At 62.3% G+C, this 25,483-nt stretch carries 25 protein-coding genes; 14 read left to right on the forward strand and 11 right to left on the reverse strand.

The genetic code is table 11. From position 1 onward, the window contains the following. Nucleotides 1-17: 17 nt before the first annotated feature. Nucleotides 18-1,091, reverse strand: a complete 1,074-nt coding sequence (locus SGJ19_02870) for an LOG family protein (GenBank protein ID MDZ4779175.1) — start codon at nucleotides 1,089-1,091, stop codon at nucleotides 18-20. A gap of 178 nt (nucleotides 1,092-1,269) precedes the next feature. On the opposite strand from SGJ19_02870, the gene argC reads away from it, so the two are divergent. From argC to SGJ19_02915, 9 genes are all read left to right on the forward strand, one after another. Continuing rightward, nucleotides 1,270-2,277, forward strand: a complete 1,008-nt coding sequence (gene argC / locus SGJ19_02875) for an N-acetyl-gamma-glutamyl-phosphate reductase (protein MDZ4779176.1) — start codon at nucleotides 1,270-1,272, stop codon at nucleotides 2,275-2,277. Further along, complete coding sequence (argJ, locus tag SGJ19_02880) at nucleotides 2,274-3,473, forward strand: bifunctional glutamate N-acetyltransferase/amino-acid acetyltransferase ArgJ (GenBank protein ID MDZ4779177.1); 1,200 nt, start codon at nucleotides 2,274-2,276, stop codon at nucleotides 3,471-3,473. Before argC ends, argJ begins: the two co-directional genes overlap by 4 nt. 275 nt (nucleotides 3,474-3,748) lie before the next feature. After that, nucleotides 3,749-4,258: a TlpA disulfide reductase family protein gene (locus SGJ19_02885; protein ID MDZ4779178.1), complete on the forward strand. Its 510-nt coding sequence runs from the start codon at nucleotides 3,749-3,751 to the stop codon at nucleotides 4,256-4,258. 171 nt (nucleotides 4,259-4,429) lie between these two features. Next, nucleotides 4,430-4,723 (forward strand): hypothetical protein, encoded by a 294-nt coding sequence (locus SGJ19_02890; protein ID MDZ4779179.1) that lies wholly within the window; start codon nucleotides 4,430-4,432, stop codon nucleotides 4,721-4,723. Nucleotides 4,724-4,894: 171 nt separating this feature from the next. Further along, nucleotides 4,895-5,173, forward strand: a complete 279-nt coding sequence (locus tag SGJ19_02895; GenBank protein ID MDZ4779180.1) for a sulfurtransferase TusA family protein — start codon at nucleotides 4,895-4,897, stop codon at nucleotides 5,171-5,173. A gap of 25 nt (nucleotides 5,174-5,198) precedes the next feature. Further along, nucleotides 5,199-5,561, forward strand: a complete 363-nt coding sequence (locus tag SGJ19_02900; protein ID MDZ4779181.1) for a DsrE family protein — start codon at nucleotides 5,199-5,201, stop codon at nucleotides 5,559-5,561. A 42-nt stretch (nucleotides 5,562-5,603) separates the two neighbouring features. Next, on the forward strand, nucleotides 5,604-7,121 hold the full coding sequence (locus SGJ19_02905) for a 5-methyltetrahydropteroyltriglutamate--homocysteine methyltransferase (protein ID MDZ4779182.1): 1,518 nt from the start codon (nucleotides 5,604-5,606) through the stop codon (nucleotides 7,119-7,121). Nucleotides 7,122-7,641: 520 nt separating this feature from the next. Next, the gene (locus SGJ19_02910) at nucleotides 7,642-9,888 is read left to right on the forward strand and encodes a TonB-dependent receptor (GenBank protein MDZ4779183.1); all 2,247 of its coding nucleotides are present in this window, start codon (nucleotides 7,642-7,644) and stop codon (nucleotides 9,886-9,888) included. A 68-nt stretch (nucleotides 9,889-9,956) separates the two neighbouring features. Continuing rightward, complete coding sequence (locus SGJ19_02915) at nucleotides 9,957-10,715, forward strand: energy transducer TonB (protein MDZ4779184.1); 759 nt, start codon at nucleotides 9,957-9,959, stop codon at nucleotides 10,713-10,715. On the opposite strand, the gene SGJ19_02920 is transcribed toward SGJ19_02915, so the two are convergent. Beyond that, nucleotides 10,712-11,551, reverse strand: a complete 840-nt coding sequence (locus SGJ19_02920; protein MDZ4779185.1) for a hypothetical protein — start codon at nucleotides 11,549-11,551, stop codon at nucleotides 10,712-10,714. The two genes, SGJ19_02915 and SGJ19_02920, sit on opposite strands and share 4 nt — an antisense overlap. A gap of 94 nt (nucleotides 11,552-11,645) precedes the next feature. Next, nucleotides 11,646-12,167, reverse strand: a complete 522-nt coding sequence (locus tag SGJ19_02925) for a sigma-70 family RNA polymerase sigma factor (protein ID MDZ4779186.1) — start codon at nucleotides 12,165-12,167, stop codon at nucleotides 11,646-11,648. A gap of 337 nt (nucleotides 12,168-12,504) precedes the next feature. On the opposite strand from SGJ19_02925, the gene SGJ19_02930 reads away from it, so the two are divergent. Then, the gene (locus SGJ19_02930) at nucleotides 12,505-12,714 is read left to right on the forward strand and encodes a hypothetical protein (GenBank protein MDZ4779187.1); all 210 of its coding nucleotides are present in this window, start codon (nucleotides 12,505-12,507) and stop codon (nucleotides 12,712-12,714) included. Nucleotides 12,715-12,793: 79 nt separating this feature from the next. On the opposite strand, the gene SGJ19_02935 is transcribed toward SGJ19_02930, so the two are convergent. The 8 genes from SGJ19_02935 to SGJ19_02970 form a co-directional block, all read right to left on the reverse strand. Next, nucleotides 12,794-13,228: a hypothetical protein gene (locus SGJ19_02935; GenBank protein ID MDZ4779188.1), complete on the reverse strand. Its 435-nt coding sequence runs from the start codon at nucleotides 13,226-13,228 to the stop codon at nucleotides 12,794-12,796. Nucleotides 13,229-13,237: 9 nt separating this feature from the next. Next, nucleotides 13,238-17,071 carry a family 10 glycosylhydrolase gene (locus tag SGJ19_02940; GenBank protein ID MDZ4779189.1) on the reverse strand — a complete coding sequence of 1,278 codons (3,834 nt, stop codon included), beginning with the start codon at nucleotides 17,069-17,071 and terminating at the stop codon, nucleotides 13,238-13,240. Between the two features lie 194 nt (nucleotides 17,072-17,265). Further along, complete coding sequence (dnaB, locus tag SGJ19_02945) at nucleotides 17,266-18,675, reverse strand: replicative DNA helicase (GenBank protein MDZ4779190.1); 1,410 nt, start codon at nucleotides 18,673-18,675, stop codon at nucleotides 17,266-17,268. A gap of 257 nt (nucleotides 18,676-18,932) precedes the next feature. Beyond that, entirely contained in the window at nucleotides 18,933-19,508 is a 576-nt protein-coding gene (rplI, locus tag SGJ19_02950; protein ID MDZ4779191.1) for a 50S ribosomal protein L9, read from the reverse strand. Between the two features lie 62 nt (nucleotides 19,509-19,570). Next, a complete protein-coding gene (ssb, locus tag SGJ19_02955) occupies nucleotides 19,571-20,095 on the reverse strand; it encodes a single-stranded DNA-binding protein (protein MDZ4779192.1) in 525 nt (174 codons plus the stop codon). 83 nt (nucleotides 20,096-20,178) lie between these two features. Continuing rightward, nucleotides 20,179-20,601, reverse strand: a complete 423-nt coding sequence (gene rpsF / locus SGJ19_02960; protein MDZ4779193.1) for a 30S ribosomal protein S6 — start codon at nucleotides 20,599-20,601, stop codon at nucleotides 20,179-20,181. A gap of 27 nt (nucleotides 20,602-20,628) precedes the next feature. Then, nucleotides 20,629-21,195, reverse strand: coding sequence for an aminoacyl-tRNA hydrolase (pth, locus tag SGJ19_02965; protein MDZ4779194.1), 567 nt, complete (start codon nucleotides 21,193-21,195; stop codon nucleotides 20,629-20,631). Between the two features lie 30 nt (nucleotides 21,196-21,225). Then, nucleotides 21,226-21,852 carry a 50S ribosomal protein L25 gene (locus SGJ19_02970; GenBank protein MDZ4779195.1) on the reverse strand — a complete coding sequence of 209 codons (627 nt, stop codon included), beginning with the start codon at nucleotides 21,850-21,852 and terminating at the stop codon, nucleotides 21,226-21,228. A 470-nt stretch (nucleotides 21,853-22,322) separates the two neighbouring features. Here SGJ19_02970 and SGJ19_02975 point away from each other — a divergent pair, with 470 nt between their 5' ends. The 4 genes from SGJ19_02975 to SGJ19_02990 all read left to right on the forward strand — a co-directional run bounded on the left by SGJ19_02975 (nucleotide 22,323) and on the right by SGJ19_02990 (nucleotide 25,268). Further along, complete coding sequence (locus SGJ19_02975; protein MDZ4779196.1) at nucleotides 22,323-22,643, forward strand: hypothetical protein; 321 nt, start codon at nucleotides 22,323-22,325, stop codon at nucleotides 22,641-22,643. A 104-nt stretch (nucleotides 22,644-22,747) separates the two neighbouring features. Beyond that, complete coding sequence (gene murJ, locus SGJ19_02980) at nucleotides 22,748-24,406, forward strand: murein biosynthesis integral membrane protein MurJ (GenBank protein MDZ4779197.1); 1,659 nt, start codon at nucleotides 22,748-22,750, stop codon at nucleotides 24,404-24,406. Between the two features lie 94 nt (nucleotides 24,407-24,500). Continuing rightward, nucleotides 24,501-24,848: a 2Fe-2S iron-sulfur cluster-binding protein gene (locus SGJ19_02985; GenBank protein ID MDZ4779198.1), complete on the forward strand. Its 348-nt coding sequence runs from the start codon at nucleotides 24,501-24,503 to the stop codon at nucleotides 24,846-24,848. Between the two features lie 45 nt (nucleotides 24,849-24,893). Beyond that, a complete protein-coding gene (locus SGJ19_02990) occupies nucleotides 24,894-25,268 on the forward strand; it encodes a P-II family nitrogen regulator (GenBank protein MDZ4779199.1) in 375 nt (124 codons plus the stop codon). Nucleotides 25,269-25,483 lie beyond the last annotated feature (215 nt).

Raw genomic sequence — 25,483 nt, forward strand, 5'->3', positions numbered from 1 at the left:
TTTGAAGTTTTCAGTGTTCAGTTTTCAGTGGGAGCGGGGGGCGGCGTGGGTTCTAGAACGACGTGTTCGTTCAAGTAGTTCACCATTTCGCGCAGGCGGCCGAGGTTGCGGCGGTTGAATTGGAAGACCAGTCGCGGTAAGTGTAGCACGAACTCGTCGTCCCGCTCGTCCGGCAAGAAATCCCGCACGGTGAATTGCCCGGAAGCGAGGATATCCGTGAAGTGCGTTTGAATGTATTCCAGTTGTTCCGCGTTGGGGGCCGCCTGGAGTCGTAACGCCAACTTGTTGCGCACGTACCGCAGGCTGTGGTAGATGCGATAGAACTTGAGAATCTCCGCCACCGCTTCGTCGACGCTGTCGGTGATCCGGAACAGTGCAAAATCTTCCGGCGAGATCAGCTTGTGGCCCAAGAGTTGCCGCTCGATAAACTCCTTCCATTCGAGCCAGAAGGAACCGCCCGGCGCGTCGAGGAACACCATCGGTACCAGGTCGCGCTTGCCGGTTTGCACCAGCGTCAACACTTCGAACGCCTCGTCCATCGTGCCGAAGCCGCCCGGCAGATTGCAGACGGCGTCGCACTCTTTCACGAACATCAGCTTGCGCGTGAAGAAGTATTTCATATGCACCAGCTTGGCGTCGCCGGCGATGATCGAGTTCGACGATTGCTCGAAGGGGAGCATGATGTTCAGCCCCATCGAGTTGTCGCGCCCCGCGCCCAGGTGACCGGCTTCCATGATGCCGCTCGCGGCGCCGGTGACGATCAGCCAATCGTGTGCAGCCATAATGCGCCCGAACGCCACGGCCTGTTGGTAGGCCAGGTCTTCCGGCTTGGTGCGCGCGGAGCCAAAGATCGACACCTTGCGCCGCGTGCGATACGGCTGAAAGACTTTGAACGCGTAACGCAGTTCCCGCAATGCGCGGCTTAGCAACTTCAAGTCGCCGCGGCTCGGCTGGTCCGTGGCGAGCTTTTCCGCCGACTCCTTGATCATGTCGATCAAGTCTTGAATGCGGCTGGGACTGACAGGCGGGACAGGGGGCGTTCCATCGCCGTTCAACGGGGTGGGAAGCGAATCGGCATCAGACGAATTCACGGATCAAACCTCATATCTGTGTGGGCGCACATCATTATACTCGGCTCACCCCAGCCCGAGGGGGAAGAGAAATCCATTCGGCTCGCATGTGAACCGCGCCCTTGGCGGCATTGTCTAGCCCCCCATATACTCAATCGCTTCGCTCGTTTCGGCGTAAACTGTTTGTGGAACTATGGCTATGACTCGCGTCGCCATTCTGGGGGCCACCGGATACTCGGCCCTGGAACTGATCAAAATCCTGCTTCGCCACCCCGAGGTGGAAATCACCGTCGCCACCAGCCGACAGGAGGGGAACCCGCACATCGCCAGCGTGCATCCTTCGCTGGCCGGCCGGTTGAACCTGCGACTGGAAGACCTGGGGCCCATCGCCGCGGCTTCGCGGGCCGACTGCGTTTTCTGCTGCTTGCCGCACGGCGTCACCACGACGCATGTTCCGCAACTGCTGCAGACGAAGGCCAAGATCATCGACCTGAGCGCCGACTACCGCCTCAAAGACCCGGCTGTTTACGCCAACTGGTACGGCGAGAAGCACGGCGATCCCGATAACCTCCCGCAGGCCGTGTACGGATTGCCGGAATTGTTCCGCGAGCAAATTGTCGGCGCAAAGTTGATCGCCAACCCGGGCTGCTATCCGACGTCGGCGATCCTGGCCCTCGCGCCGCTATTGAAGGCCGGCCTGATCGAGCCGACCGAAATCATCATCGACAGTAAGAGCGGCGTCTCTGGCGCCGGCCGCACGCCGAAGCTGACCACGCTCTTCCCCGAGTGCAACGAAAGCCTCTCCGCCTACAACGTCGGGCGACATCGCCACACGCCCGAAATCGAGCAGGTCCTCTCGACGGCCAGCGGCGCGAACATCGAAGTCATCTTCACGCCGCATCTCGTACCGATGGACCGCGGGATTCTTTCCACCAGTTATTCGCGCCCGTGCGGCGACGTCACCGAAGCGCAACTTTTCGCGGCGCTCCGGGAGTTTTATGCGAACGAACCGTTCGTGCGCGTTGTCGATCATCTGCCCGCGACGAAAGACTCGTCCGGCACCAACTACTGCGACGTCACGGTCCGCGTGGTGCGCGGCCGCGTGATTACGATCAGTTGCCTCGACAACCTCATCAAAGGCGCGTCGGGCGCGGCGGTGCAGAACTTCAACTTACTCTTTGGCTATCCGGAGACGACGGCGCTGTGAACGCATCGATTGCCTTGCCGGCAGGTTTTAGCGCGGCCGGTGTCCATTGTGGCATTAAGCGCGACACGGACAAGTTGGACCTCTCGCTGCTGGTCTCGGACCGCGACGCCGTGGCGGCCGGCGTCTACACAACGAACCTGGTGTTCGCCGCCCCGGTCGGACTCGATCGCGCCCGCACGCCGGGCGGCGATATTCGCGTCGTCGTGATCAACTCCGGCAACGCCAACGCCTGTACTGGCCCCAAGGGGGACGCCGACGCGAAGGAAATGGCCCGTCTGGCGGCCGAAGCCGTCGGCGCGAAGGCGGAACAAGCCCTCGTGCTGTCGACCGGCGTGATTGGCTTCTATATCCCGATGGAAAATGTCGCCGCCGGAATTCAAGCGGCAGCGAAGAACCTCGGCGACAGCGAGGATCACATCGTCGCGGCCGCGCGCGGCATGTTGACGACCGACACCGTTCACAAAGTCGCGGCGCGTGAGATTCAGATTGGCGATCGAACGGTCCGCTTGCTCGGCTTTGCCAAAGGCGCCGCGATGATCGGCCCGCGCATGGCGACGATGCTCGGCACGGTGCTGACCGATGCTCCGCTCACGCCGGACGTCGCGCAAGCGGCGCTTCGCCACGCCACCGAAGACACGTTCAACTGCATTACCATCGATGGCCACATGAGCACGAACGACACCGTGCTCTTGCTGGCCAATGGCGCTGCGGGCGGAAACCCGCTCTCGGGCGCCGACTTGGAACAATTCCAGCAGTCGCTTCACGAACTTTGCGGCGAGCTCGCGCGAGCCATCCCGGCCGACGGCGAGGGTGCTACGCACTTGGTGACGCTCGATGTGACCGGCTGCAAGACGCGAGAAGACGCGCGCGTCATCGCCAAAGCAGTCTGTGAAAGCGCGCTGGTAAAAACCGCCATCGCCGGCGCCGACCCCAACTGGGGCCGCATCGTCTCCGCCGCCGGCTACGCCGGCATTCCATTTCAGCCCGAGGGCGTCAGCCTCTGGGTGAACGACATCCAGCTCTACAAAAACGGCGCTCCCGTCCCTTTCGACAAGCCGGCGGCCAGCAAATCGATCCGCGAAAACCGCGACACCAAGGTTCTGCTCACCTTCTCAGAAGGGGAGGCCCGAATCCGCTTCTGGACCACGGACCTCACGGCGGAATACGTGCGGCTGAATGCGGATTACACGACGTAAGTCGCCCATGAGAATTTGGACGACTCATCCTTCAAGCCCAGGGAAGGTCGCCCTCAACCAATTCGTCATCCAAAGTTCACGCCGACCTTCCCTGGGATTCGACGCCGTTAGCGTCCAGACCCAGGGAAGGTCGCACGAGCCTAATTTGTCGCCGATGATCCGGGACGACCTTCCCTGGGCTTATTGGGCGACAGCAATTGCCGACTGTTCGATTCGCCAGTTACACTAAATGCGGCTATATCGAATTGCGCCTCTGACCCGCTAGTTCCGCCGCAATGCTCCGCAAACTTTTCGCCGCCTTCGCGGCCGTGATCCTGTTCGTCGTCGTATTGACTTTCTTCGGCGGCGAAACTCCCGGGCTAATCGCCCCCGGCGACGTCGCGCCGCAGATCAAGGCCGGGCAATGGGTGGGCGGCGATGCGCCTCAATTCGCGGGCAAGATTGTCGTGGTCGACATCTTCGCCACCTGGTGCGCGCCGTGCGTCAAAACCACACCGCCGCTGATCGACGTCTACGAGGAATTCAAGGATCACGACGTGGTCTTCGTCGGCCTGACGAACGAGGACGGTAATTCACGGCGCGAAGTGGAAGCGTTCCGCGAACAAATGAATATCCCCTGGACGTTGGGGATCGATGCCACGGAGACCATCGCCGAAATTGGCGTCCCGATCCTGCCGCTGCTGATCGTAATCGGCCCGGACGGCAAGGTCCTCTCCGTCGGCGGCGACGATCGTACCCTGCGCGAAACTCTGAGCCGCGCCATCGCTTACCAAAAAGCCTCCTAGCCCACTCAACTCCAGTCGCCGCTTGTACTTGGAATCAGGCGACACGGACGGCGGACGAGTTTGCCTCATTTGCGGGAATAGTTTTCACTCGCCGCGCATCTTCATCTCTGTCAGGCCGGGCACAGGTGCGTCGGTCGGAGTGGGGTAAATACCGTTCAAAAGGGTTTCGAGATGAAAAAGATTTGGGGATTCGTGGCGTGCTTGGGCTTGATCGCGTCGACCGTGGGTTGCAGCCCCGCCACTGAAACCAAGGTCGATGACGCCACGCAGGCGACGCAAGACGCCGCCGCGAGCGCCGTCGAGGACGTCAAGGACGCCGCAACGGGCGCCATGGAAGACGTCAAGGATGCCGGCGACGACGCCGTCGATGCCGTGAAAGACGCCGCGACCGACGCCAAGGACTCCGCTGCCGACGCCACGTCGGACGCCGCCGACGCGGTCAAGGACGCCGTCGACGCCAAGTAGTTCTCACTGCCTGGCGGGAATTTCCGCAAATACAGCCACGCACACACGCCCGCGAAGCACCGCTTTGCGGGCGTTGTCGTGCGCACTCGGTGCCAAATGTCTATTCTCGACAACCAGATCAGGTATGATCCTGACTGGTTTCAAGCTTTCCGGGGAGGTGATTCTACGCGCATGAGCAGCGACCACGCGGAGTCAACCTGCCAGCCACACGCCGTCCAAACCTGGGACGCTGGCGATCTTGCCTGCGGAGAGTTGGTGCTTGAACTGCGGATGCGGATGCAACGACTCGCGCCCGGGACGATGATGTGCCTCATCACGCGCGACCCCGGGGCGATCTTGGATATCCCCGCCTGGTGTCGCATCACCGGTCACTTGTTGCGGTCAGCCTCGCCTCCAAACTTTTTACTGGAACGCCGCCCGGAATCGTTGGATTCAATCGAATCAAGTTGATCGTCCACAATTGGGAGCCCTGGAAATGCCCGGAAAATTCTGCGTTTCTCTCACCTGCGCAAAGGACGACGCCGACCGCGCGACTGTGGCTTTTGTCGTGGCAAACGCCGCCGTCGGATCCGAACAAGAAACGGTCGTATTCCTGAGCACGGAGGGCGTGCGCCTCGCCGTCGCTGGCTACGCCGACGACATCGCGGAAGCAGGCTTCGCGCCTCTACGCGACTTGATCGCCAACTTCGCGACCGCAGGCGGGACCATTTATGTCTGCTCCCCCTGCTTCAAAAAGCGCGTTCTCGATGAGACGAAACTAGTCGCCGGCGCGAAGATTGTCGGCGGCGCCAAGCTGGTCGAATTCCTGGCCGGCGGCGCGCCATGCATCAGCTATTAGTCTCACACACCGCGGCCGCAGCCCGCCGAGAAACCCATTGCGATGAGCCCAGCGGATGACCTGCGCCCCGCCGCCAGCTTCGACGGCGGCGATCTCGATTGCGGCAACGGCCTACTGCTATTGATTCGCAAGCACATCGACCCCTTGTCCGCGGGGCAACTGCTCGAAATCTTCTCGCGGGAATCGTCCGTGGCCGAAGATCTCCCGTCCTGGTGCCGGCTGACGGGCAACGAACTGGTCACGCACGAGCAGTCAAATCGCGTGCATCGATTCCTGGTTTCGCGGGGGCCATTCGCGAAGCACGACGAAGCCAGCGTGACTTCGGTCACTCGGCCGGAAGTTCGCGATGCTCCGGCGACGGCCACGCCGCGAAATGCTTCGGTTCCGCCGACGGTAGCGCCCATTCCACCGCTCGCTGTGCTGGGCATCGGCAGTTGGCCGCGCCCGGCGTGGATGCTCCGCGCGCTGCACGAACGTCTATGCGGTCGGCTCGAGGAAACCGAATTTCAACAAACCGCCGACGACGCCATTCGCCTTGCCGTGGCAGCCCAAGAACGCGCCGGCGTCGACCTGATAACCGACGGCGAGCAGCGCCGCGACAACTACGCCAGTTTCGTCGGCGCGCTGCTGGAAAACTGCCAACTCGTGCCGATCACCGATTTGCTGGCCTACGTTGACGATCCCGAGCATTTCGCCGAAGAGCTGCGCGGCCTCGACGTGCCGGCCGACAAAGTGCGGCATCCCGCAGTGTTCGGTCGGCTTGCTCGCAAGCGTTCACTCGCACTGCATGAGCTTCAATTTGTCCAGAGTATCTCGCGCACGCCAGTCAAAGTCGCCCTGCCGGGGCCGTATTTGCTCACGCGTACGATGTGGCTGGAGTGCGTTAGTGATCGCGCCTACGCCTCGCGCGAAGAGCTGGCCGCCGATATTGTCAAGATTCTGCGCGCCGAGGCCGAGGCGCTGCTGCAGGCCGGCGCGACGCTAGTTCAATTCGACGAGCCGGTGTTGACCGAAGTTGTCCACGGACGCACTGCCGGCAATCGCGTTTTCATGTGCGGCGCGCTTGGGGCGCGACGCGACACGGAAGAGGAACTCGCCTTCGCCGAGCAACTGTTGTCGGAGACGCTCTCCGAGCTGCCGGCGGAACGTTTGGCGCTCCACATCTGCCGCGGCAACTGGACCACCGACGAAGGCGCGGCCCTCACCGGGGATTACGCGCCGTTGATGGGCCTGCTCGCGCGCGTGCCGGTCGGCGCAGTGCTTTTGGAAATGTGTACACCCCGCGCCGGCGATGTGGCGCTACTCGCTTCATTGCCACAGCGGCTTCGGATCGGCGTCGGCGTCGTCAATCAGAAATCGCCCCGCATCGAGACGCTGCCCGAGGTCCTGTCTCGGGCGGAACGGGCGATTGAACTCTTTGGCGCGGACCGCGTGCTGCTTCATCCGGACTGCGGCTTCGCTACTTTCGCGGATTCCCCTATCGCCGCGGCCGACGTGGCCGAGCGCAAACTCGCGGTTGTCGTTCAAGCAGCGCGTCAATTGCGCGAGAGCTTACGGTAAGGAAGTCTCGTCAAAGTGCGTTGACTCTGCCGACGCCCGTAACGCAACTTGCTGTCGATTCGATCGCCAATCGCGTCGCGCGATTCAGCGCCGCCAAATAAATCGGTGGGGCGCCGCCAGGCGAGAGCCGATTGGATTGGCCCGTTGGCGATCGAAAGCGGACGCAGGCCCCACCCGTGGGCTGCCTTGTCCAGCGGTCAAACCGGTAGATGCCTTCGAAATTGCGCGATCTACGCATGGCGCTAAGTCACGAATGGGACAAGTGATAGACGACACCTCGGTCTGTGAATCGAACTCACTGCGGTCGCGCTGAATGCGCTTCCGCACGTTCCAACAGTCGAGCGGAAACACTGCCGATTCCTGTGACCTTGAGGCTTATGCCAGAACCGCCGCGCTCGGCAGCCGTGGCGCAGGTCACTGCGAAGCGCGACGATAGATCATGCAGAACCGATACATCCGGCGACGGCGGCCAATGTTATTAGCCTCACGCCTATCGCCGCGGCATTTGGGAGCAAAGCTGGTGAAACTACGCAATTGGCTGCGTTGCTTGGGTTGTGGCGTCATGCTCTGCGGCTGGGAGGGCCCACGAGCCGTCGCACAAGACGATGCATCTTCGCTGGAAGCGGACGGCGAACCATCCACGCTGCCCCCCATCACCGTCACGCCGCCGGACGAGGAGACCAGCGTCGTCGACGAAACGCCTGCGTCGACGGCCCCAGCGGCGCGAAGTCCTTACGATCTTCCCTACAGCTATCCCAGCCTGTCGGGTCAGTTGTTCGAGGATCTCAGCGGCGTCACACGGCGGCCGACGAACGTGTTCGACGATCCGAGCGAAGTGACGATCATCAATCGCCAGCAGCTCGACGAACGTATGCCGCAGGACATGTTTCAGGCCCTGGAACGCGAGGTCGGCGTGCTCATGCAACGCACGGCCCGTGGCCAGGCGTCGCCGTTTCTGCGAGGGCTCACCGGCCAGCAACTGCTGATCCTGGTCGACGGAATCCGGCTCAACAACTCGACCTTCCGCACGGGCGCGAATCAATACTCCAACACGATCGATCCGGGCCAGGTGGAACGCATCGAAGTCATGCGCGGACCGCAATCGACCCTGTACGGCTCGGACGCCCTCGGCGGCGCCATCAACATCGTCACGCGGAGCGCAAGTCCTTTCGACGGCAATTACCGCGGCGGCTCGTTCACCGAGTACTTCAGCACGGCGGATACCGGTTCGTACAGCCGCGGCAACGTCGAAGGCTGGGTGCAGAATTCCGGTGTCTTCGCCGGCGCGAGCTACTTGAATCTCAACGATCTCGATCGCGGCGGCGATCTCGGCCGGCAGCCCTTCACGGGTTACGATCAATACGCGGGCGACGTGAAATACAACTACCTGCTCTCCGAGGACGCGCTCGTCACGGTCGCGCTGCAACACTTTGAGCAAGACGACCTCCCGCGCAGCGACCGCTTTCCGCCGTTTGTGTTCGGCCCGCCGGTCGGTGCGCCGCGCCCCACGTTCTTCGATCCACAGCAGCGCGACCTGGCGTACCTGCGGTTGCAGGGCGTCGCGTACAGCGGCTGGTGCGATAGCTACATGCTCACCGCGTCGTATGCGCGGCAGAAGGAAGGTTCTCGCGAGATTCGCAGCGCCACGCGGACCGATATTGGCGAATTCGAAGTCGATACGCTCGGCGTCAGCATGGTGATGACCAAGGATCTGGATTGGCTCGGCGCCTTGTCGTACGGGACCGACTTCTATCACGACGATGTCGACGCCTTCAAGAATCGACTCAACCCCGTGAACGGCGCCATCACGCCAGACATCGCGCAATTCCCGGACGACAGTTACTACGACCGCTTCGGCGTGTTCACGAATTGGAACGTCGAACTCACCGACCGGCTCACCGCGAACACCGGCGTCCGCTACGAGAACATTGGCGTCTCCAGCACGCCGCTCATCTCTATCGATCCGCCCGGCGCGCCTCCCGCGGTGCTGGTGCCGACACACATCTCGCCCAGCTATCAGGATTGGGTCGGCAACGTCGGACTGACTTACGCGTTGACGGAGCGTTGGAACCTGGTCGGTTCCATTTCCGAAGGCTTCCGCGCGCCGAATCTCGACGACTTGGTGGCCACCAACACCTTAGTCCAGCAGAACGGGCAAGACATTCCGAGTATCTCGCTCGATCCGGAACACAGCATCAACTACGAAGTCGGCATGAAATGGGACTACCGCAAATGGCATAGCCAGGCGTTCGTCTTCTGGACCGAACTGGAAGACAATATTCTGCGTACGCCTGTCGCGACCGGGTTGTTCCAACGCGACAATCGAGATTCCTACCTCAATGGTGTTGAGTGGTACGGCGAATACCTGCTGACGCCGCGCTGGAGCGTGTACGGCAACTTCGCCTACACCTACGGCAAAGACCTGGAACTCGACATCCCGCTGAGCCGCATCCCGCCGATGCAAGGCATCGCCGGGCTGCGTTGGCGCGACCAGCAGCATCGCTCTTGGTTCGACGTTTACACGTGGCTCGTCGACGAACAGGACCGGCTCAACTTTCAGGATCTGACCGACGCCCGCATCCCGGTCGGCGGCACGCCTGGCTACCAGACGTTCAACATCCGCGCCGGCCGGACGCTCGGACGCTGCGACAACCACCGCGTGAGCCTCACGCTGGAGAACATTTTCGATCAGGCGTATCGCGTTCACGGCTCAGGCGTCGACGGCCCCGGCTTCAACGCGATCTGCGGCTACGAGCTCCACTGGTAGGCTCGGGCGGCCCGGCGTGCGACAATGGGAGCAACCGAAGTCTGTCGAAACCCGCGCGCCGGCCGCCCATGAAGCGTATTGCCCCATCCCGCTACGCTAAGAGCTCGTTGGCGACATGGGGCTGGGCCATTTCGACATGCCTGCATGCAAGCGTCGGCGGAGCGCTGGTCTATTACGGCGGGGCATGGGAGCGCGATCGCGCCAAGTCGTATGGTTCGCTCGAAACGATCAGCATTGAAGTTGTCTCGCGCGGTTCGCAGCCGCAAGTCGAACAGGAAGCGACTACGGCCAGGATTGCGCTGACGAAGGCCGCGGACCCGGTCCCGCAACGACAGCCGATCGAGCGCGTTTCGGACCAACCGTCGATTTCCCGGTCTAAGGCCCCGGCGCCAGTCGACGCAGCGATGCCCCCGCTGCCCGCGGAAGCGCGACAAGAATCAGAAGAATTGCCCGAGATTGCCGCCCAGGTTGCGGAGCAAAACCTGCCCCGCCAATTGGCTTCCATCGCTGCGCCAAACGTCCTTGTCGTGGCGCCGGAGTTCGCAGGCACAAACAAAAACAAATCGGCCCGTCCCTTGGCCAATCGGCCGCCGCTCTATCCGGATCCCGCGATCCGCGAACGGCGCGAGGGCAACGTGACACTCCGCTTGACCATTGCCGCCGATGGCGCGGTGACGAACGTGGAGATCCTCCACAGCAGCACGCACAGTATTCTCGACGCCTCCGCGGTCCGCGCTGCGCGATCATGGCGTTTCGAGCCGGCAAGCGAGTCAGGCGTGGCGGTGGAATCGGTCGAAACGCAGGAGATTCGTTTCGAGCTGCGTTAGCGCGCCATCGCTAAGGCAAATGCGAAGGGTGCTTCGGCTTGCGCCACGCGTCCCGGTTGGCGCAGGAAGGATTGATAGTTCGCCGCACTGCCGGCCACAACGAGCACGTACAGCCGATTGTTCTCCTGCCATGACGCCGCGGCGCAGCCGGCGGTATCGGCTTGCGGCGATTTGGGGGGCTTCGTCGGAAACGAGGACAACGTCGCGCGCGGATTTAACACCAAGAGCGTTCCCAGCGCGCCGGTCCGCCCTTGCACTACGTACGCCACGCCGGAACAACCGGCCACGTCACGTACCGTGCGCTGCGGCGGGTTGCGCCGAGGCGTCAAATGCCGGCTCAAGGGAAACGCTGCAGAAGCGGCCTTCCCGCTCGTCCACAACCGTTGTTCGCGCGGATTGAATTCGCTGGGGAAACCGTGCACCGCGGCGTCGGCGATCGCCTTCGGCTTCCAGTCGTCGCCAGCGTCGAACCAGCGCATCGTCAATGACAGCAACAGCACCGCGGCGGTCCCGAGTAGCACAATTCCCGCATAAGCGGGAATGCGCCAACGTGATTCTCGGCTGTGGTCCGCTACCGCGATGACGGGCGTGGCGACATCACGTGGGGTTCCAGCCGCCAATGCGGCCATCAACCGATCCTGCAGCCCAGCCGGCACGGCCAAGTCTTGCATCGCGGCCGCAACCGTGCGATCGAACTGCTCGGAGCGGCGGGCCTGCCGTCGCAACACCGCGTCGCGCTCCAACTCTGCGCGTGCCTCGGCCAACTCCGGCAGCGCCAAATCAGCGCTCTCCGGGCGGCAGGCATCGATCATTTCGCGCAGTTGTTCGCGGTCCATTCGTCGAATCTTTCTGCCAGGTCTTCGCCACCGAGGTCACAGACCTCGGCTACAGCCGCGCCGTCCTCAAACGCAATCCGCAGTGGCGCCCCGGTCAATGTTTCACTACCAGCAATTCCTTCAACCGTGGCCCCCACAGGCCAGCCCGAAGGCAGGCCTTGGCCCGCGACAGCCGGCTCATCACGGTCCCGACCGGAATCTCCAGCGTCTCGGCGATCTCTCGGTACGAGCTGTCCTCGAAGTAGTACATCAACACGACCAGTCGATATTCCTCCGGCAACGCGTCGAGGGCTCGTTGCAGCAACTCGCTGTCGATCGCTGTCGGCGCCGCGGCCTCTTCCGGCAATTCATCCCAGCGTAACTCGCCGCTGGCGACGTTGGGCTGGTTCTGCCGCCGGGCCGCGAGAAAACAGTTGCGCACGATGGTGAACAGCCAACCCCGCGCCGCATCCATCCCGCGCAGCTGGTCGAGCTTGCGCTGGGCCGCCAGGAATGCTTGCTGGGTCAGGTCTTCGGCGTCGGCCGCAGTTCCGCTGAGCCGATAGGCGTAGCGGTACACCGCCGCGTAATGCTCCGCGACCAGGGCCGACAAATCCTTCGTAACCGTTTCGTCCACGAACCCGCCGCCTCGGTTCAAAAAGTAAGAAACAATCCAGGACCGATTTATTCCCTAAATGTCTTCGTTCTACGCCCGAACTGCTTTATCCGCCCAATTCCGCGGGCGGCCGCGAATGCCCAGGATTCTACGCAAGTTAAAGCGGTATTTGAAGATACGGCGTCGCCTGCCGGATAGAATTTGCGACTTGCCAGGAAAAACCTATGAATTCATACCGAATACCGGGGAATAAACCAGCCTTGCCCGGTATCTCTAGCTACCAGTGGCCGACGCGGGGGGTACCCGCGGCAAGTACGGACATGGAATTGCCCAGAACTTAATGCAGAAGGTGCGAATCATGAAGAAGCTCGGATTCTTGGCGTTGTTGTTGAGCGTGACGGTGTACAGCGTCGGTTGTGGCGGCAGTGGCACGACCACGACCACCCCGGCGCCCGTCGTCGAGCCAGCCCCGGCCGCCGATGCGACGGAACCGGCCGCCGACGCTGGCGCCGAAGCCGACCACACTCACGCCGATGGCGACACGCACACCGAAGGCGAAACCAAGTAAGCTGCCGCGATCGTCTCGCACGATCGCGATTGAGAATGGCCAGGGGCCGTACGGAAAAACCGTGCGGCCCCGACTTTTTTCAGGCTTGGTCTTCACGCGCAAATTCAAACCACGCTCGGCGCCAAGTCGCCCAGTTCAACATCGCTCCTTCGCGCGGTAATTGCACTACGATTCCGTGTGAGCTGGGATTGAGCGCTTTCGCCAGTCGGTCGATGTCTTCGCCGGCGCAGCTCCCTTTCAGTTCGACATAAGCGAGTCGCTCCGCGCGGTCGCACAACACGCCCTCCACCTGGCGATCACGCGCGGGATGCCACACCCAAGCGCCGTCCCCCTCGCAGAACATGCCGGGCAGCAATTCCAGCGCCGCGACGGCCTGCTCGAAACTGATCTCCCACGGCAGGTACAGATCGGCGTTCGCCACACTTAATGTTGGCAAACTTCCCAACGGTCCTGACCAGGTCGGACCTTCGCCGACGACCGTGGGCGCTCGATGCCAAACGACGAGAAAGCTCATGACACGAGTCTATCGCACGAAGCTCGGCATGAGGCGATTGATTCGCTCCAACAAGCCGGGCTTTGGTGGCACCGGCGGCGGCGTGTTCTGCGGGCGCGGCGGGCGTTCCGCCAGATTCACGTCCGAGCGCGACGGCATTGGTGCGCAACGCTCAATGAATTGCGGCCAGTAGCCTTCCATGAGCGTCTGGCAATCGCGCAGTTGTCCTTTATCCAGACGATCGCTGGCGAGTTGCAGAATCTTCGCCAACTCGGCCATCTCCGCTGGCCGGAAGCCGGCGGCGACCAGGCTCACGTCGTCCACCCAAACTTGCCCCGCGCCGAGCATCTCGAATCGCACGCGAATGGCCTCCACGCCCTCGGGCGGCAGGTCAGTGAACTCAAATTGCCGCTCGATCCAAGTATCCGAAATCGTTCCGCAACCCATGCGGCGTTCGAATGGTTCTCCATTCAACAATCCTTCTACGACGACCTGCAGCGGCGCTTCGCGGTTCGCATCCGCCGCGCGCAACCATGCGCGGACTTGCAAACGACCGAGTTGCGGCGACGCAAATGTCGGACTGATGAGCGACGTGACGTCTCCATCGCTTGTCAGCCGTACAGACAGTTTTCCGGCATGCGGTTGTTGCGGATCCAACGCGACCGATTGCTTCGATCCTGCCACGAACCAATCGGGAATGGTCACGACGTCATCGGTTGCAGCTTCGAAGTCCGCGTTCGCCAGCGGCGGCATCGTCTCTGCATTTCGCAGCAATTTGGCGCGCGTCCAAACGTCGTTCACGCGCCGCGCGAGCTCGTCCGTCGCTTGCTTCGTGACCGTGGACGTAATATTCGTCACAGCCACTTGCGGCGAGTTCATCCGCACTGCGACGAGGTCGTAGGCCGCCAATTCTACCGTCCACATCCTCGCGTTCCCGGTTCCGCGTGCCACTGGCAGCGTTCCGCGCGCGGCGAGGCCTTCCAAAGCAACCGCTGGCGGCAGCTGTAACGCCACGTTGGCCGTGACCGGCCACGGCGAGTCATTGACCAGATATAAGTACGTCGATTGCCCTGCGCGATGTGTGCGTCCGATGATCGGCTGCGTAGCGCCAGGCACGGTCACGAAACGCGCCGCCGGCAAGTTGCGATAGGCGTCGATCACGTCTCGCAGTGCGTCTTCATCACCTGTCGGAGGCGTCCATCCGCCGTCCACGATGACTTCCGCGTCTAGCCCTGCCAATGCATGCACGAAGCGGCGACGATTCTCCGCGCCAACAGGCGTGGGCTGAGAAATGAGCCAGCAGTAAGTCGACTTGAACGGACTCTGCCGCTCGAAATCGTGGACCCGCATCGTGCGCGGTTCGTGATAGAAGATCGCGCCCGTGGCAGACAATCGTTCCAGGCGGCGATCGATATCGACTGCCTGATTCATTTCCAGGTTGATCGCTCCCTCGGAGAGCGAATCCGCGGCCTCGAGCCGTGTAGGGCGCAACAGCAGCGGCAATTGGGCGCCAAGATAATGCTCGGGCGCGATCCCGGCTCGCAACCAGAGTTGCTCCAGACTCAGACTGCGCGACAGGCTCGGCTGTAAGTCTTGTTCCCAATGGCTGTGTTCCAGCAAGTGCGCCCCGGTCAAGAATACCCGGGCCGACGGTTTCACCTGCAGGACCGCCTGCTGCATTTCGCGATGCAGCGACGCTAGCCGTTCCGCGCGCCATTTCAACCAGGCTTCGCGATGCTTTCCCAACAATAGCGTCGTCGCTGCGGCAGTGTCCTGCGTAGGAATCGCGAAGCCAGTGTCGCGCGCGAACGCCGCGACCGTCACTTCGTCCATTCCCCATTCAGGGCCGGGCAATTGCGCATATCCATGCGCCGAGAGTTGGACCGCCAGGCCGGCGAACGACGGATGATGCCCATACCTGCCGGTGAGTTCGCTCACGACGGCCAGCATCGCCTGTTGCACGCGCGGATCGATCGCGTTGTAGTATGGCTCCTGGCCGCGAAAAGATGGCTCGACCTCGCTCCACGTTTTTCCCTCGGCGTTGACCCACTCCAAGCCAACGGCGGACGTCCCTCCGGCGCGCTTCAGCGCTTCCAAGCTGGCCAACGGAGCGCCGAAATCCAACTGCGGCGCGAATTGAATCCCTTCTCGATCGCACAATCGAAACAGCAACTCCAGCACGTCCTTGCGAATCGGATCCTGTGCTGTGGCAAAGAACGCCCCGTTGTCGTAGCGCGGCGTCGACTCGATCGTCAGACTCGGATACAGCGCGCAGCCGTCGCTCCAGGCCGGAGCAATCAGGCCGTTCCGGCCAGTCTGGCGCAAGTGATCGACCAATCGCGTGGCGCCGTCGTAGAACGTTCGCCAGTCTTTGAGCGAGCGTCCGCTGGTGGAATCGAGTGCTTCGGACGCGCCGAAATGCTCCGGCCACAGCGGTCGATCGTAGTACGCCGCGATCATTCGTTCCGGCGCTGCTGGGCTGCCGCGCGGCGCGCTCGGCAACCGTCCGCTGTGTTCGCTCAGACGGATTTTTCCATACACGGCGGACCGCGCGCCGCTTTGATTGGTCATCAATACCAGCGGAGTCTTGGTGCGCGGCCAGAAAATCAAGCGGTGCTTCACCGTGCCCGGCGCGGCGTCGCGAGCTTCGTCGCCCAGATAGACGCCGGAGTCGAGTCCCACCGGTGCGACCGCTCCCGCCGCATTCGGCTCGATCACGCTGATGCCGAGCTGTTGCGGCACGTTGCTCGGAAACTCTACTTCCAGCACATGCGGCTGGCCAGGGTGTTTCACCGGCAACAAGTAGGCTTCCCAACTGATCTCGCGCGGCGCGTCGTTCGCCGCGAGCTCGACGAACGCTCCGGTTTCGAGTCGCACAACACGCAAGTCGCCGCTGCCCATTGGGCCTTTGCGAATTCCCGGAATCAGCGGCACCGTCGTGAGCCGTTCCCACCAGCGAGCCGCCGTCGGATCGATTTCTTCCAGCGGCGTGGGCGGGGCGGTCGCTTCTTGCGCCGGCGCCGCCCCGGGATCAATGACGACGAGTTGCACACGGCGCTCCGCCACCGTTTGCTTCAGACCAAGCCGTTGCAAGCTGCGCCGCCGCGCGGTGATGACCACGTCATACACGCCTTCCGTGTCCGGCAATTGCAGGTCAAAGTCCAGGCTCTCTCCTGCAACGCCACGCGCCGGCGAATTCCATTCCTGTTCGTTCCGCCAGAGCGCGCCGTCCGCCCGCGCGGGCCTCAGTTCGCATACGACTTCGACCCGCGTATCCGCGGAGATTCCTAACTCATGCGGCCTGACGCGGAGCGCCAAGGACTCGCCGGGGCCGCACACCAGTTGATCGCGATCCAACTCTACGCGCAGTTGATCGCCCGGCGCGCGCCGCGCGACGAGTCGATTGTCCTGTTCATCGAGCTCCAGCGTGACGGTTTCCGCTACCAAATCCGCCACAGGAATGGACAGTGACTCGCCCGCGGCTCCGTCGGGCGCGTTCAATTGCACCAACAATTGCGCGTCGTCCGGAGCAGTGACCGTGACGTCGACTCCCTCATAGCGGCGCGGACTGCGTCCGGCGACTTGCAACGCGCCGTCTTCAATCCACATCGAGCCGGACTCGTCCGCTTCGATCCCTAATGGAACCGGCGCGGATAATTCGCCGGAGCTGAGCGAGATGACGCCTTGCCAGCGCGTCGCGGCGCCATCGCCCCAGGCCAGTCGTACGCGCAGTTCCAAGTCCGCGGCGGAAGCGTTGGCGCCGAGCAGGCACCAGACGGCGCACGCCCACCATCCTCCCTGAAGCGTCCAGCGCAGCGGGAGCCGATCCGAAAGCGATGTACGCGGACGTCCTTGTCCGGTCATCCTGCCCAGCAATTCGATGGGGTTGGCCGTAAAACGCGCTGGGAACTCATTTCCCAAGAGCGGCCGGATTATATCCCTATCGCCGCTCAGAGCCTACATCGCTCCCTCGCTCCAAAACCTGCGGGAGGCGTCTCCGACGCCGATTTAACGTTCACAAACCTAGCCGCGTCCAATGCGCCACCTAAGAAGACTGCCTAAAACTCCCCAAGCCCGTAGTCTTCGCGGGCAAGGTTCTCGAACCTCGTGTAGTCCTGCAACCAGGCCAGCTTGATATCGCCGATGGGGCCGTTGCGCTGCTTGGCGATGATGATCTGGGCCTCGCCCGCGAGCCGCGCTTTATCTTCTTCGTTGGTGGCGTAGTACTCCTCGCGGTGGACGAACATCACCACGTCGGCGTCCTGCTCGATGGCCCCGGACTCGCGCAAGTGACTGAGCCGTGGGATATTCTCTTTCGAGGATTCCGTTTGCCGGTTTAATTGTGCCAAGCAGAGTACCGGAATCGACAGCTCCCGCGCCAATCCCTTCAATCGCCGCGCGATCTTTGCCACCTGCTCCTGCCGCGGGTCTTTGGGGTTATCCGGCTCGATCAATTGCAAGTAATCGATCACCACGAGCCCCAGCTTCTCGCGCCGTTTGAGCCGCCGGGCCGTGGCCGCGATTTCGGTCATCGTGCGATTGGGAGCGTCGTCGATGAACAACGGCATCTTGCTCATCTCGGCGAAGGTCTCGACCAGTTTTCGCCGATCGCCAGGCGAAATGAAGCCGTTACGCAATTTGTGGCCGTTGATGCGCCCCCGCGCGCAGAGCATGCGTTCCGCGAGCTCCAGGCGCGACATTTCCAAACTAACCACGAGCGTGGCCAGGCCTTCGCGCGCGACGTTGTCCGCGATGTTCGTCGCCAGCGCCGTTTTGCCCATACTCGGTCGCGCGGCGAGGATCACCAACTCCGAGTTATGCAGCCCGCCGGTCTGCTGATCGAGGTCCCCGTAACCCGTGGAGATGCCGCCGATGCCAGCGCCGCGTTCCAGCCGCGCGTCGATCCGATCGAGCGCCGCGTGCAGCACGTCCGCCATGGGCGTGGCCTCGCCGCCGCCGCCGCCGCGCTCCAGGATGCCGAAGATCTTCTCTTCCGCACGGCTGAGCATCTGTCGCCCTTCGATCGATTCGTCGAAGGCGTCGCGAAGGATTTCCGTGCTGGCATGAATCAGCGAGCGCAGAGTTGCTTTGTCGCGGACGATCTGCGCGTAGTAGACCGCGTTCGCCGCGTGCGGCACCGACTCGGCGACTTCCATCAAGTAAGCGACGCCGCCGATGAAATCGAGATCGCCGCTCTTGCGCAACCGTTCGTGCAGCAGCGTGCTGTCGATCCGCAGCCCGTCGTTGTGCATGCCGAGCACGTGCTCGAACAGCTTGCGATTGGCGTCGGAGTAGAAATCCTCCGGCCGCACGACGAGCGACACTTCGTCGCACATGTCGGGATCATAGAGAATGCTCCCGATCGCGCCGCGTTCCGCCTCGAGATTCTGCGGCGGCAGCCGGTCCAGCACGTCGGATCCATTGCGCCGCGTGGAAGTTACTTCGTCAACTCGCTGAAATGCGGCCATCCGTGAGTTCCTTTTCCGTCAACCTAATCGGGCCCGGCATCTTAACGCAACCGGCAACGGACACAACCAGCCGCTTGGGGATGGTGATGGGAATGACGAATTTCCAAATCTGAATGTCGAATCAAATCTGAATGTCGAATGACTGAATGGCCTCAGCGGTGAAAAACCGGAATCAGCGCAGCAAAAACGCGGCGCGATTCTAGGTGAACCGCGCCGCGCTGTTTGGAAATACTGCGTGAATAACCTGTCGAATTCGCTTAGCCGGCCGTGGGTTCAGTCTTCACCGGCGGCGGCGTGGCTTCTTCGTCGCGCACGGTGGGTACGACCCAGACCTTGAGCTCGGCTTCGATTTCCTGGCCCAAGTGAATGTTGACCGTGTAGAGTCCCAATTCCTTGAGCGGTCCGCGCAGCTTGACCTGATCGCTGGTGATCGTGATGTCCTGGGCCTTGAGGGCGCGGATGATCTCCGACGAACCGACGGAGCCGTAGAGGTGGCCTTCGTCGTTGGCGTTGGCTTCGATCGTGATGCTCTGATGGCTCAAAGCGTCCGCTTGAGCTTGCAGTCCGGCCAGCCGGGAGCGTTGGATGTCCTGGAGCTTGGCCTTGTGCTTCTCGACCATCCGCTTGTGGTGCGGCGTGGCGATCGTGGCCAATCCCTGCGGCATCAGGAAGTTGTTGGCGTAGCCCGCTTTCACGTGGACCACGTCCCCCTGCTTGCCGAGGTGATCCACAGACTGGATCAGCAACAGCTCGATATCGCCGTTTTCCGCTTTGGGCAGCCGCTTGGAAATCGTCAATCCGCGCCGGCGACGTTTGAGTTCAGAGTTTGCCATGTCGTGCTACTTCGATTTCTGGTGATTCGTGGTTTGCTTCCGTGTCAACTTGTCTCGCGGCATTAGAACGGGATGTCGTCTCCGCCCCCGCCACTTGAGCCGCCGCCGCCACCTGATCCGCCGCCGCTGCTCGAGCGGCCGCCGAACTCCTCCGCTCCGGAGGAGTATTCTGATTCGTCAAATTGTGGCGCCGATCGTCCACCGCCTCCGCCGCGACTACTGCTTCCGCTACCGCCTCCTCCACCACCGCCGCCTCCGCGGCCGCCGAGCAGACGCATGTTTTCGCCTACAACCCGCAGCTTAGATCGCTTGTCGCCTTCCTTAGTCTCCCAGGAATCGAGCTTCAAGCGGCCTTCAATCAGCACCGGCGCTCCCTTGGAGAGGTACTCGCTGGCGATCTCCGCCGTGCGTCCCCACAGGGTCACGTCGACAAACGTGGTTTCCTCGACCCATTCCCCTTTGGCGTTCTTGCGCTTGTCGTTGACCGCGAGCCCCAGTTCCGTCACCGCCAACTGGGACTGCGTGTATTTCAACTCGATATCGCGCGTCACATTCCCCATCAGGATGACGCGGTTAAAGCTCGCCATAGGTTCATTTCCGGGTTGGGCCAACGCACGCACGGTCAGCGTGAAGTATTAACGCGCTCGCTGAGCCGCAGGCAGGGGGCAAACTAGGCTTCGATCGCAGCGGCAAGTTCTTCGTCGATCACAGGCACGGCTTCGACTTTCACTTCCGGCGGCGCGGGCGGCTTGGCCGCCTGCGGGCCGGCAATGGCATGGCTGATCAACGCGTCCGAGATCCGGGCGTCGATCTTGATGACCAGGTTGCGCAGGATGTTGTCATTCAACTGGCATTCCCGATTCACCGCCGCGACCTGCTTGGGGTCGAGCTTGAAATAGGTCAGCCAGTAGGTTCCCTTGCGCTGCCCGTTGATCGGATACGCCAGGCGGCGTTCCTCCCACAACCGGCTGACGAGAATCTCGCCACCGCACTTGGTGATGATCGCCGTGATCTGGTTCGCCACGCCCCCCGCATCGCGGGAATAGCGGTTCGCATCCAGAATGAACATGCCTTCGTAAACGTTGGTAGACAAGCGACTTCGCTCCTCGACAAGCCCGAGTTATTTCGTTGAATTGAATTGATTCATACACGCCGCGATGCCCGCGGTCGCCCAACATTCCACCGCATCGACCGTCCGGGCCACCGCGATGCCCACTTCCGTCTGCTCGTCCTTAGTGAACTTGCTGAGCACGAAATCGCGGCCTTCCCACTGCTCGGGCGGCTCGCCGATCCCAATCCTCAGCCTGGGAAACGTCTCCGTTCCCAAACAGCGGATGATGTCTTGCAGTCCCTTTTGACCGCCCGCCGACCCGCCTGCTCGCACTCGCAACTTGCCCAGCGGCAAGTTGAAGTCATCGCACACGATCAACAGCTCGGTGTTCTCCAACTTGTAAAAGTCTCGCGCCTTCAGCACGCTGGCGCCGCTCAGGTTCATGAACGTCTGCGGGCAAATCAGCAGCAGTCGTTCGGAACCCGTCGTCGCTTCCACCACTTCGGCCTGAAAATCGGTTCGCGGCCGGCCCGTGGCGAATTTGCGAGCTAACGCGTAAATCACCTCGAAGCCGATATTGTGCCGCGTGCCCTCGTACTTGCGGCCCGGATTGCCCAAGCCCACGACCAACTTCATGCGGCAACCCTCGACCTCGTTCCGGGGTGACTATTTCTCGTCGTCTCCTTCTTCCTTCGCCGCGCGACCGATGATTTCCGGCTCGACCGAACCCGCTCCACCGGCTTCATCCGCCGAATCGATCGGCGTATGGCAGGTTACCACCACCAGGTCCGCGTCGTCCAGAATCTTCACCTGATCCGGCGGCACGATGTCGCCGATCGTCAACGAGGTATTCAATTGCAAATCGGCGATCCGAACCACGATCTTTTCGGGGATCGCGCTGGCCGGGCACTCGATGTGGACTTCGTGAATGGGTTGTTCGACGATGCCGCCGTTCTTCACGCCGACGGCGTCGCCGCGGAGTTCGACGGGCACGGTCACATGGACTTTCTCATGCTCCGAAACGCGGGCGAAGTCGACGTGCAAGACGTGCTTGCCGTAGACATCCCACTGCAGCTCGCGGATGAGCGCCTTCTCGGTCACTTCGCCGCGCAGCTCGACCAGCTTGCCGCCGTGCTTGAGCACCGGCGTCAGCTCCGTGCTGGAGACCGAAAGTGTCACGTTGGCTTCTTTGTGACCGTAGAGGACTGCCGGCACGACGCCAGTCGCCCGCAACCGCCGGGTGGCTTTCTTGCCTTGCGTTTCCCGCTTCTTCACGTTCAATACGTCGCTCATCACACTTCCTGCGCGTGCTTTAGGAACCGATTCACACGGTGATTTGAGTCCGCTGGCCAACGAGGGCCGGCGTTCGGCCAGGCATCGCGGCGCAACGAGGTTGCTGCGATACGCGGCGTGAAACTTCGCTGGACTGCGTCCTACGAAGCCACCTTCGCCCGGCGGCGAATCAAGCCATTCTCCACAAATCCCCCGCCTCTGCAACCCCGCACCGAGACGTTTTCCGTCGTTCCGGGATGAGCTTAAAACCCGTGCCATCCGCAGATTGGGCACGCTTCAATCCGGGCGGGCGTCGGCGACGCGACGGACAGCGCGGTTTTACCGCTGGTAATGATTTCCAGCCTTGGTTTCCCAATTTTCCCGCCCCCCAGCCGCGCGTGGCGAATCGGCAACCTACCTTTGCGCAACGCCGCCACACCGGAGATTGGCTCCCCGGCGTTTGCCTCCCCGCCTTCCACAAGGGTCGAATCATGTCCGCGACCACCATGCGTCCCGACTTGGCGAAGCTCTCCGCTCGTCTGGCCGCCAACAACGCCCGCGTCGACGCGTTCCTCAACAGCTTGCCCAGCCGGATCGATCGCTTAGTCGAGGCCGCTCTGGCCGGCGATTGGGATCAGGTCCGCCAGGTCAGCGAGTTTATCGCCCTTTCCGGCGCCGCCTGCGATTGCCCGGAATTGGCCGCCAAGGCCGAAGTCGTCGCGAACGAAGCCAAGCAGGCGACCGACTCGACGACGCTGCGTCGGGGCGTGCTCCGGCTGATCTGCGAATGCGGCCGCGCGCGCCCCAAGTAGTCGCTTCCCAGGCTGACCTGCCTGGAAGGCGGGGGACGCGCTAGAATGCGCGTTCCCGATGGCGGATCTCGCCGCGTCGGCCCACCGACCTGCCGGGATGCAGCTTGAACGCCACGGAACTCGCCGCCCCCAACGCCGACTCGCCCGCGCCGCTGAATCCGCGGCCGCGCCGTCCCTTTGCCGGCGTTGTGGTAACCTGCCTCGGCACGCTCGCCAGTCGCGTATTAGGTCTACTCCGCGATATTGCCACCGCCTCGCTGCTCGGCATGTCCGGTAGCGGAGTACTCGATGCGTTCGTTGTCGCCATGCGGGTGCCGAACTTCTTCCGACGCCTGGTCGGCGAAGGCGCCCTCTCCGCCGGATATGTCCCAGTCCTCGCCCGCGCTGCGGAACATGGTCAACGCGATGCCTGGAAACTCGCCAGCGTGGTGCTGCTCTGGCTCGGCTGCGCGGCGACGCTGGTCGTCGTGGCCCTCGAACTCGTTTGCCTGCTGGCCTGGAATCTGGCTCCAACCGGCGGCGACGCCGCGCTGCTCGCGGAACTCGCCGCCACGATGTTGCCGTTCGTGGTTTTTGTATGCCTGACGGCCCATCTTTCCAGCACGCTGCACGTATATGGTAATTTCACGCTGGCCGCGCTGTCGCCCAGCATTTTGAACATCTCGATGCTCCTCGCCGCCTGGTGGCTTGCGCCTCGCTTCGCGTCTGACAATCGAGGCGAGGCCTTGATCCTGGCGGCCTCGGTTTCCGCCGCCGGCGTCTTTCAATTCATCGCGCTCTGGAGCGCGCTTCGCAGACTTGGCTTTCGCTGGGACTACGATTGGACTGCGGCCCGCGCAGGCTTTTTGCAGACGGCCAAGGCGACGCTGCCGATGGTGCTCGGCCTGGGCGTCACGCAGATTAATACGCTCCTCGACAGCCTCGTGGCCTGGAGCCTTACGGCGCCGAACGAAGGCGAGAAAGTCATCGCCTGGCTCGGGCCCGATTGGCAATACCCGTTGACCGTCGGCGCCGCCTCGGCGATTTACTACGGTGAGCGGCTGTATCAGTTCCCCGTCGGCATGCTTGGCGTGGCGGTGGCGACGGTCATTTTTCCGCTCTTGGCCCGTCACGCGGCGCGGGGCGAGCGCCAACGCATCGCCGACGATCTCGTAGCCGGATTGAGACTCGTGCTATTTTTCGGCCTGCCGGCATCCGTCGGCATGGTGTTATTGGCCGAGCCAATCTCGCGGTTGATGCTGGAACGAGGCGAGTTCACAGCGCACGACGCCGCCCGCACCGCGCGGATGATCGCCTGTTATGGCGCCGGGGCCTGGGCCTACTGCGGCATCCCGGTCATTGTCCGCGGGTTCTACGCCATGGACGATCGCAGGACGCCCTTGCGACTTGGAATGTTGATCGTGGCAATGGATTTCATTTCGAACATTGCGCTGGTCTGGCCGCTTGCCGAATTGGGTCTCGCGGTCGGGACGACGCTAACAGCGCTCGTGCAGTTTTTCGCGCTCGTATACTTGTTTGCGCGGTTCCGTCAGCCGCTGGCCTGGAATCAGCTTCTCAGTACTATCGGTCGCGCAGTCGCCGGTTGCCTCATCATGACCGTGGTCGTGCTATTGCTGCTGGGACAATTGCCGAATCTGCCGGGAACATCGTCGCAAGCGCTGCGGATGGGCGTGCCCGCCTTGGCCGGATTGGTGACTTTCTTAGGTTTCAACGTGATCCTCGGCGGACAGGAACTGAAACTCCTTGCGAGGCCCCGGTTTTAGGTTAAATTTGCTCAGGAGAAGTCCTTGCGCCGCGGACGCCGAGCGAATTGAGTCGCTCGACGGCAACGCCGGCCAACTCTAGGGAAGACGCGAGATGCCGATCGTCAATTTCGTGAACGAGAAAAAGCAGCTCCAGGTGCCCGAAGGCGCCAACCTCCGCCAGGAAGCCATGAAGGCCGGCATCGAGGTCTACCCGCACGTGCATAAAGTCCTGCACTGTCCAGGCTGGGCCCAATGCGGCAGTTGCCGGGTGCTGATCACGAAGGGGAAAGACCACGCCAGTCCGATGGGATTCCTCGAAAAAGCGCGGCTGAAGCTTTCGTTGGCTTACATTGGCAATGAGGAGACAATGCGTCTATCCTGTCAGACGGCGGTCCACGGCGATATGGACGTCGTCACACAGCCGCCGCTGAACCTGTTCGGCGAGAACTTCTTCAGTTAGCGTGCTAGTTTCGCCTGACGGCCAACCTCTTCCGCGACGGTTCCTGTGAAGCAAGTCATCGCCGTCATTAAGCCGTTCCTGGTCGAAAAGGTGCTCGAAGGACTCAAACGGGCGCCGATCGAGGCTTGCACGGTACGCGAGGTCAAAGGCTTCGGTCGCCAGAAGAGCTATCTTGACCAGTACGAAGGGGGCGAATACGCCCTCGCCTTTCTGCCAAAAGTCGAAATCTGCCTCTGGGTCGACGACACCCGGGTCGAGGAAATCGTCAAGAAGATCGTCGAGATCGCCCGCACCGGTCGCATGGGGGACGGCAAGATCATGGTTCTGCCGGCCTGGGAAACGGGCGGCGAGGAGTTTAGTCTGGCCGCGATGAGCGCGACGACTACCAACCCACCGATCGCAAATCGATCACGGCGCTAGCGGTTGGCAAGTGTGATTCAGACGCTTACAATCCGAGCATTCCAGACGCAAACGATTTCCCTGCAAGAGGATGTTGCCAGCGGATTTTCGCATCCAGCGGCATTCGACGGCCGTATCGGAGTGGGAATTTCGACCGGCCTAAAACTTGCAACCATAACTGTGAAAAAACTGTCGCATTTTATGTTGACGGCCGCGTAGTCCGCAAATACACTAAA

Source organism: Planctomycetia bacterium (assembly GCA_034440135.1).
Taxonomy (GTDB): domain Bacteria; phylum Planctomycetota; class Planctomycetia; order Pirellulales; family JALHLM01; genus JALHLM01.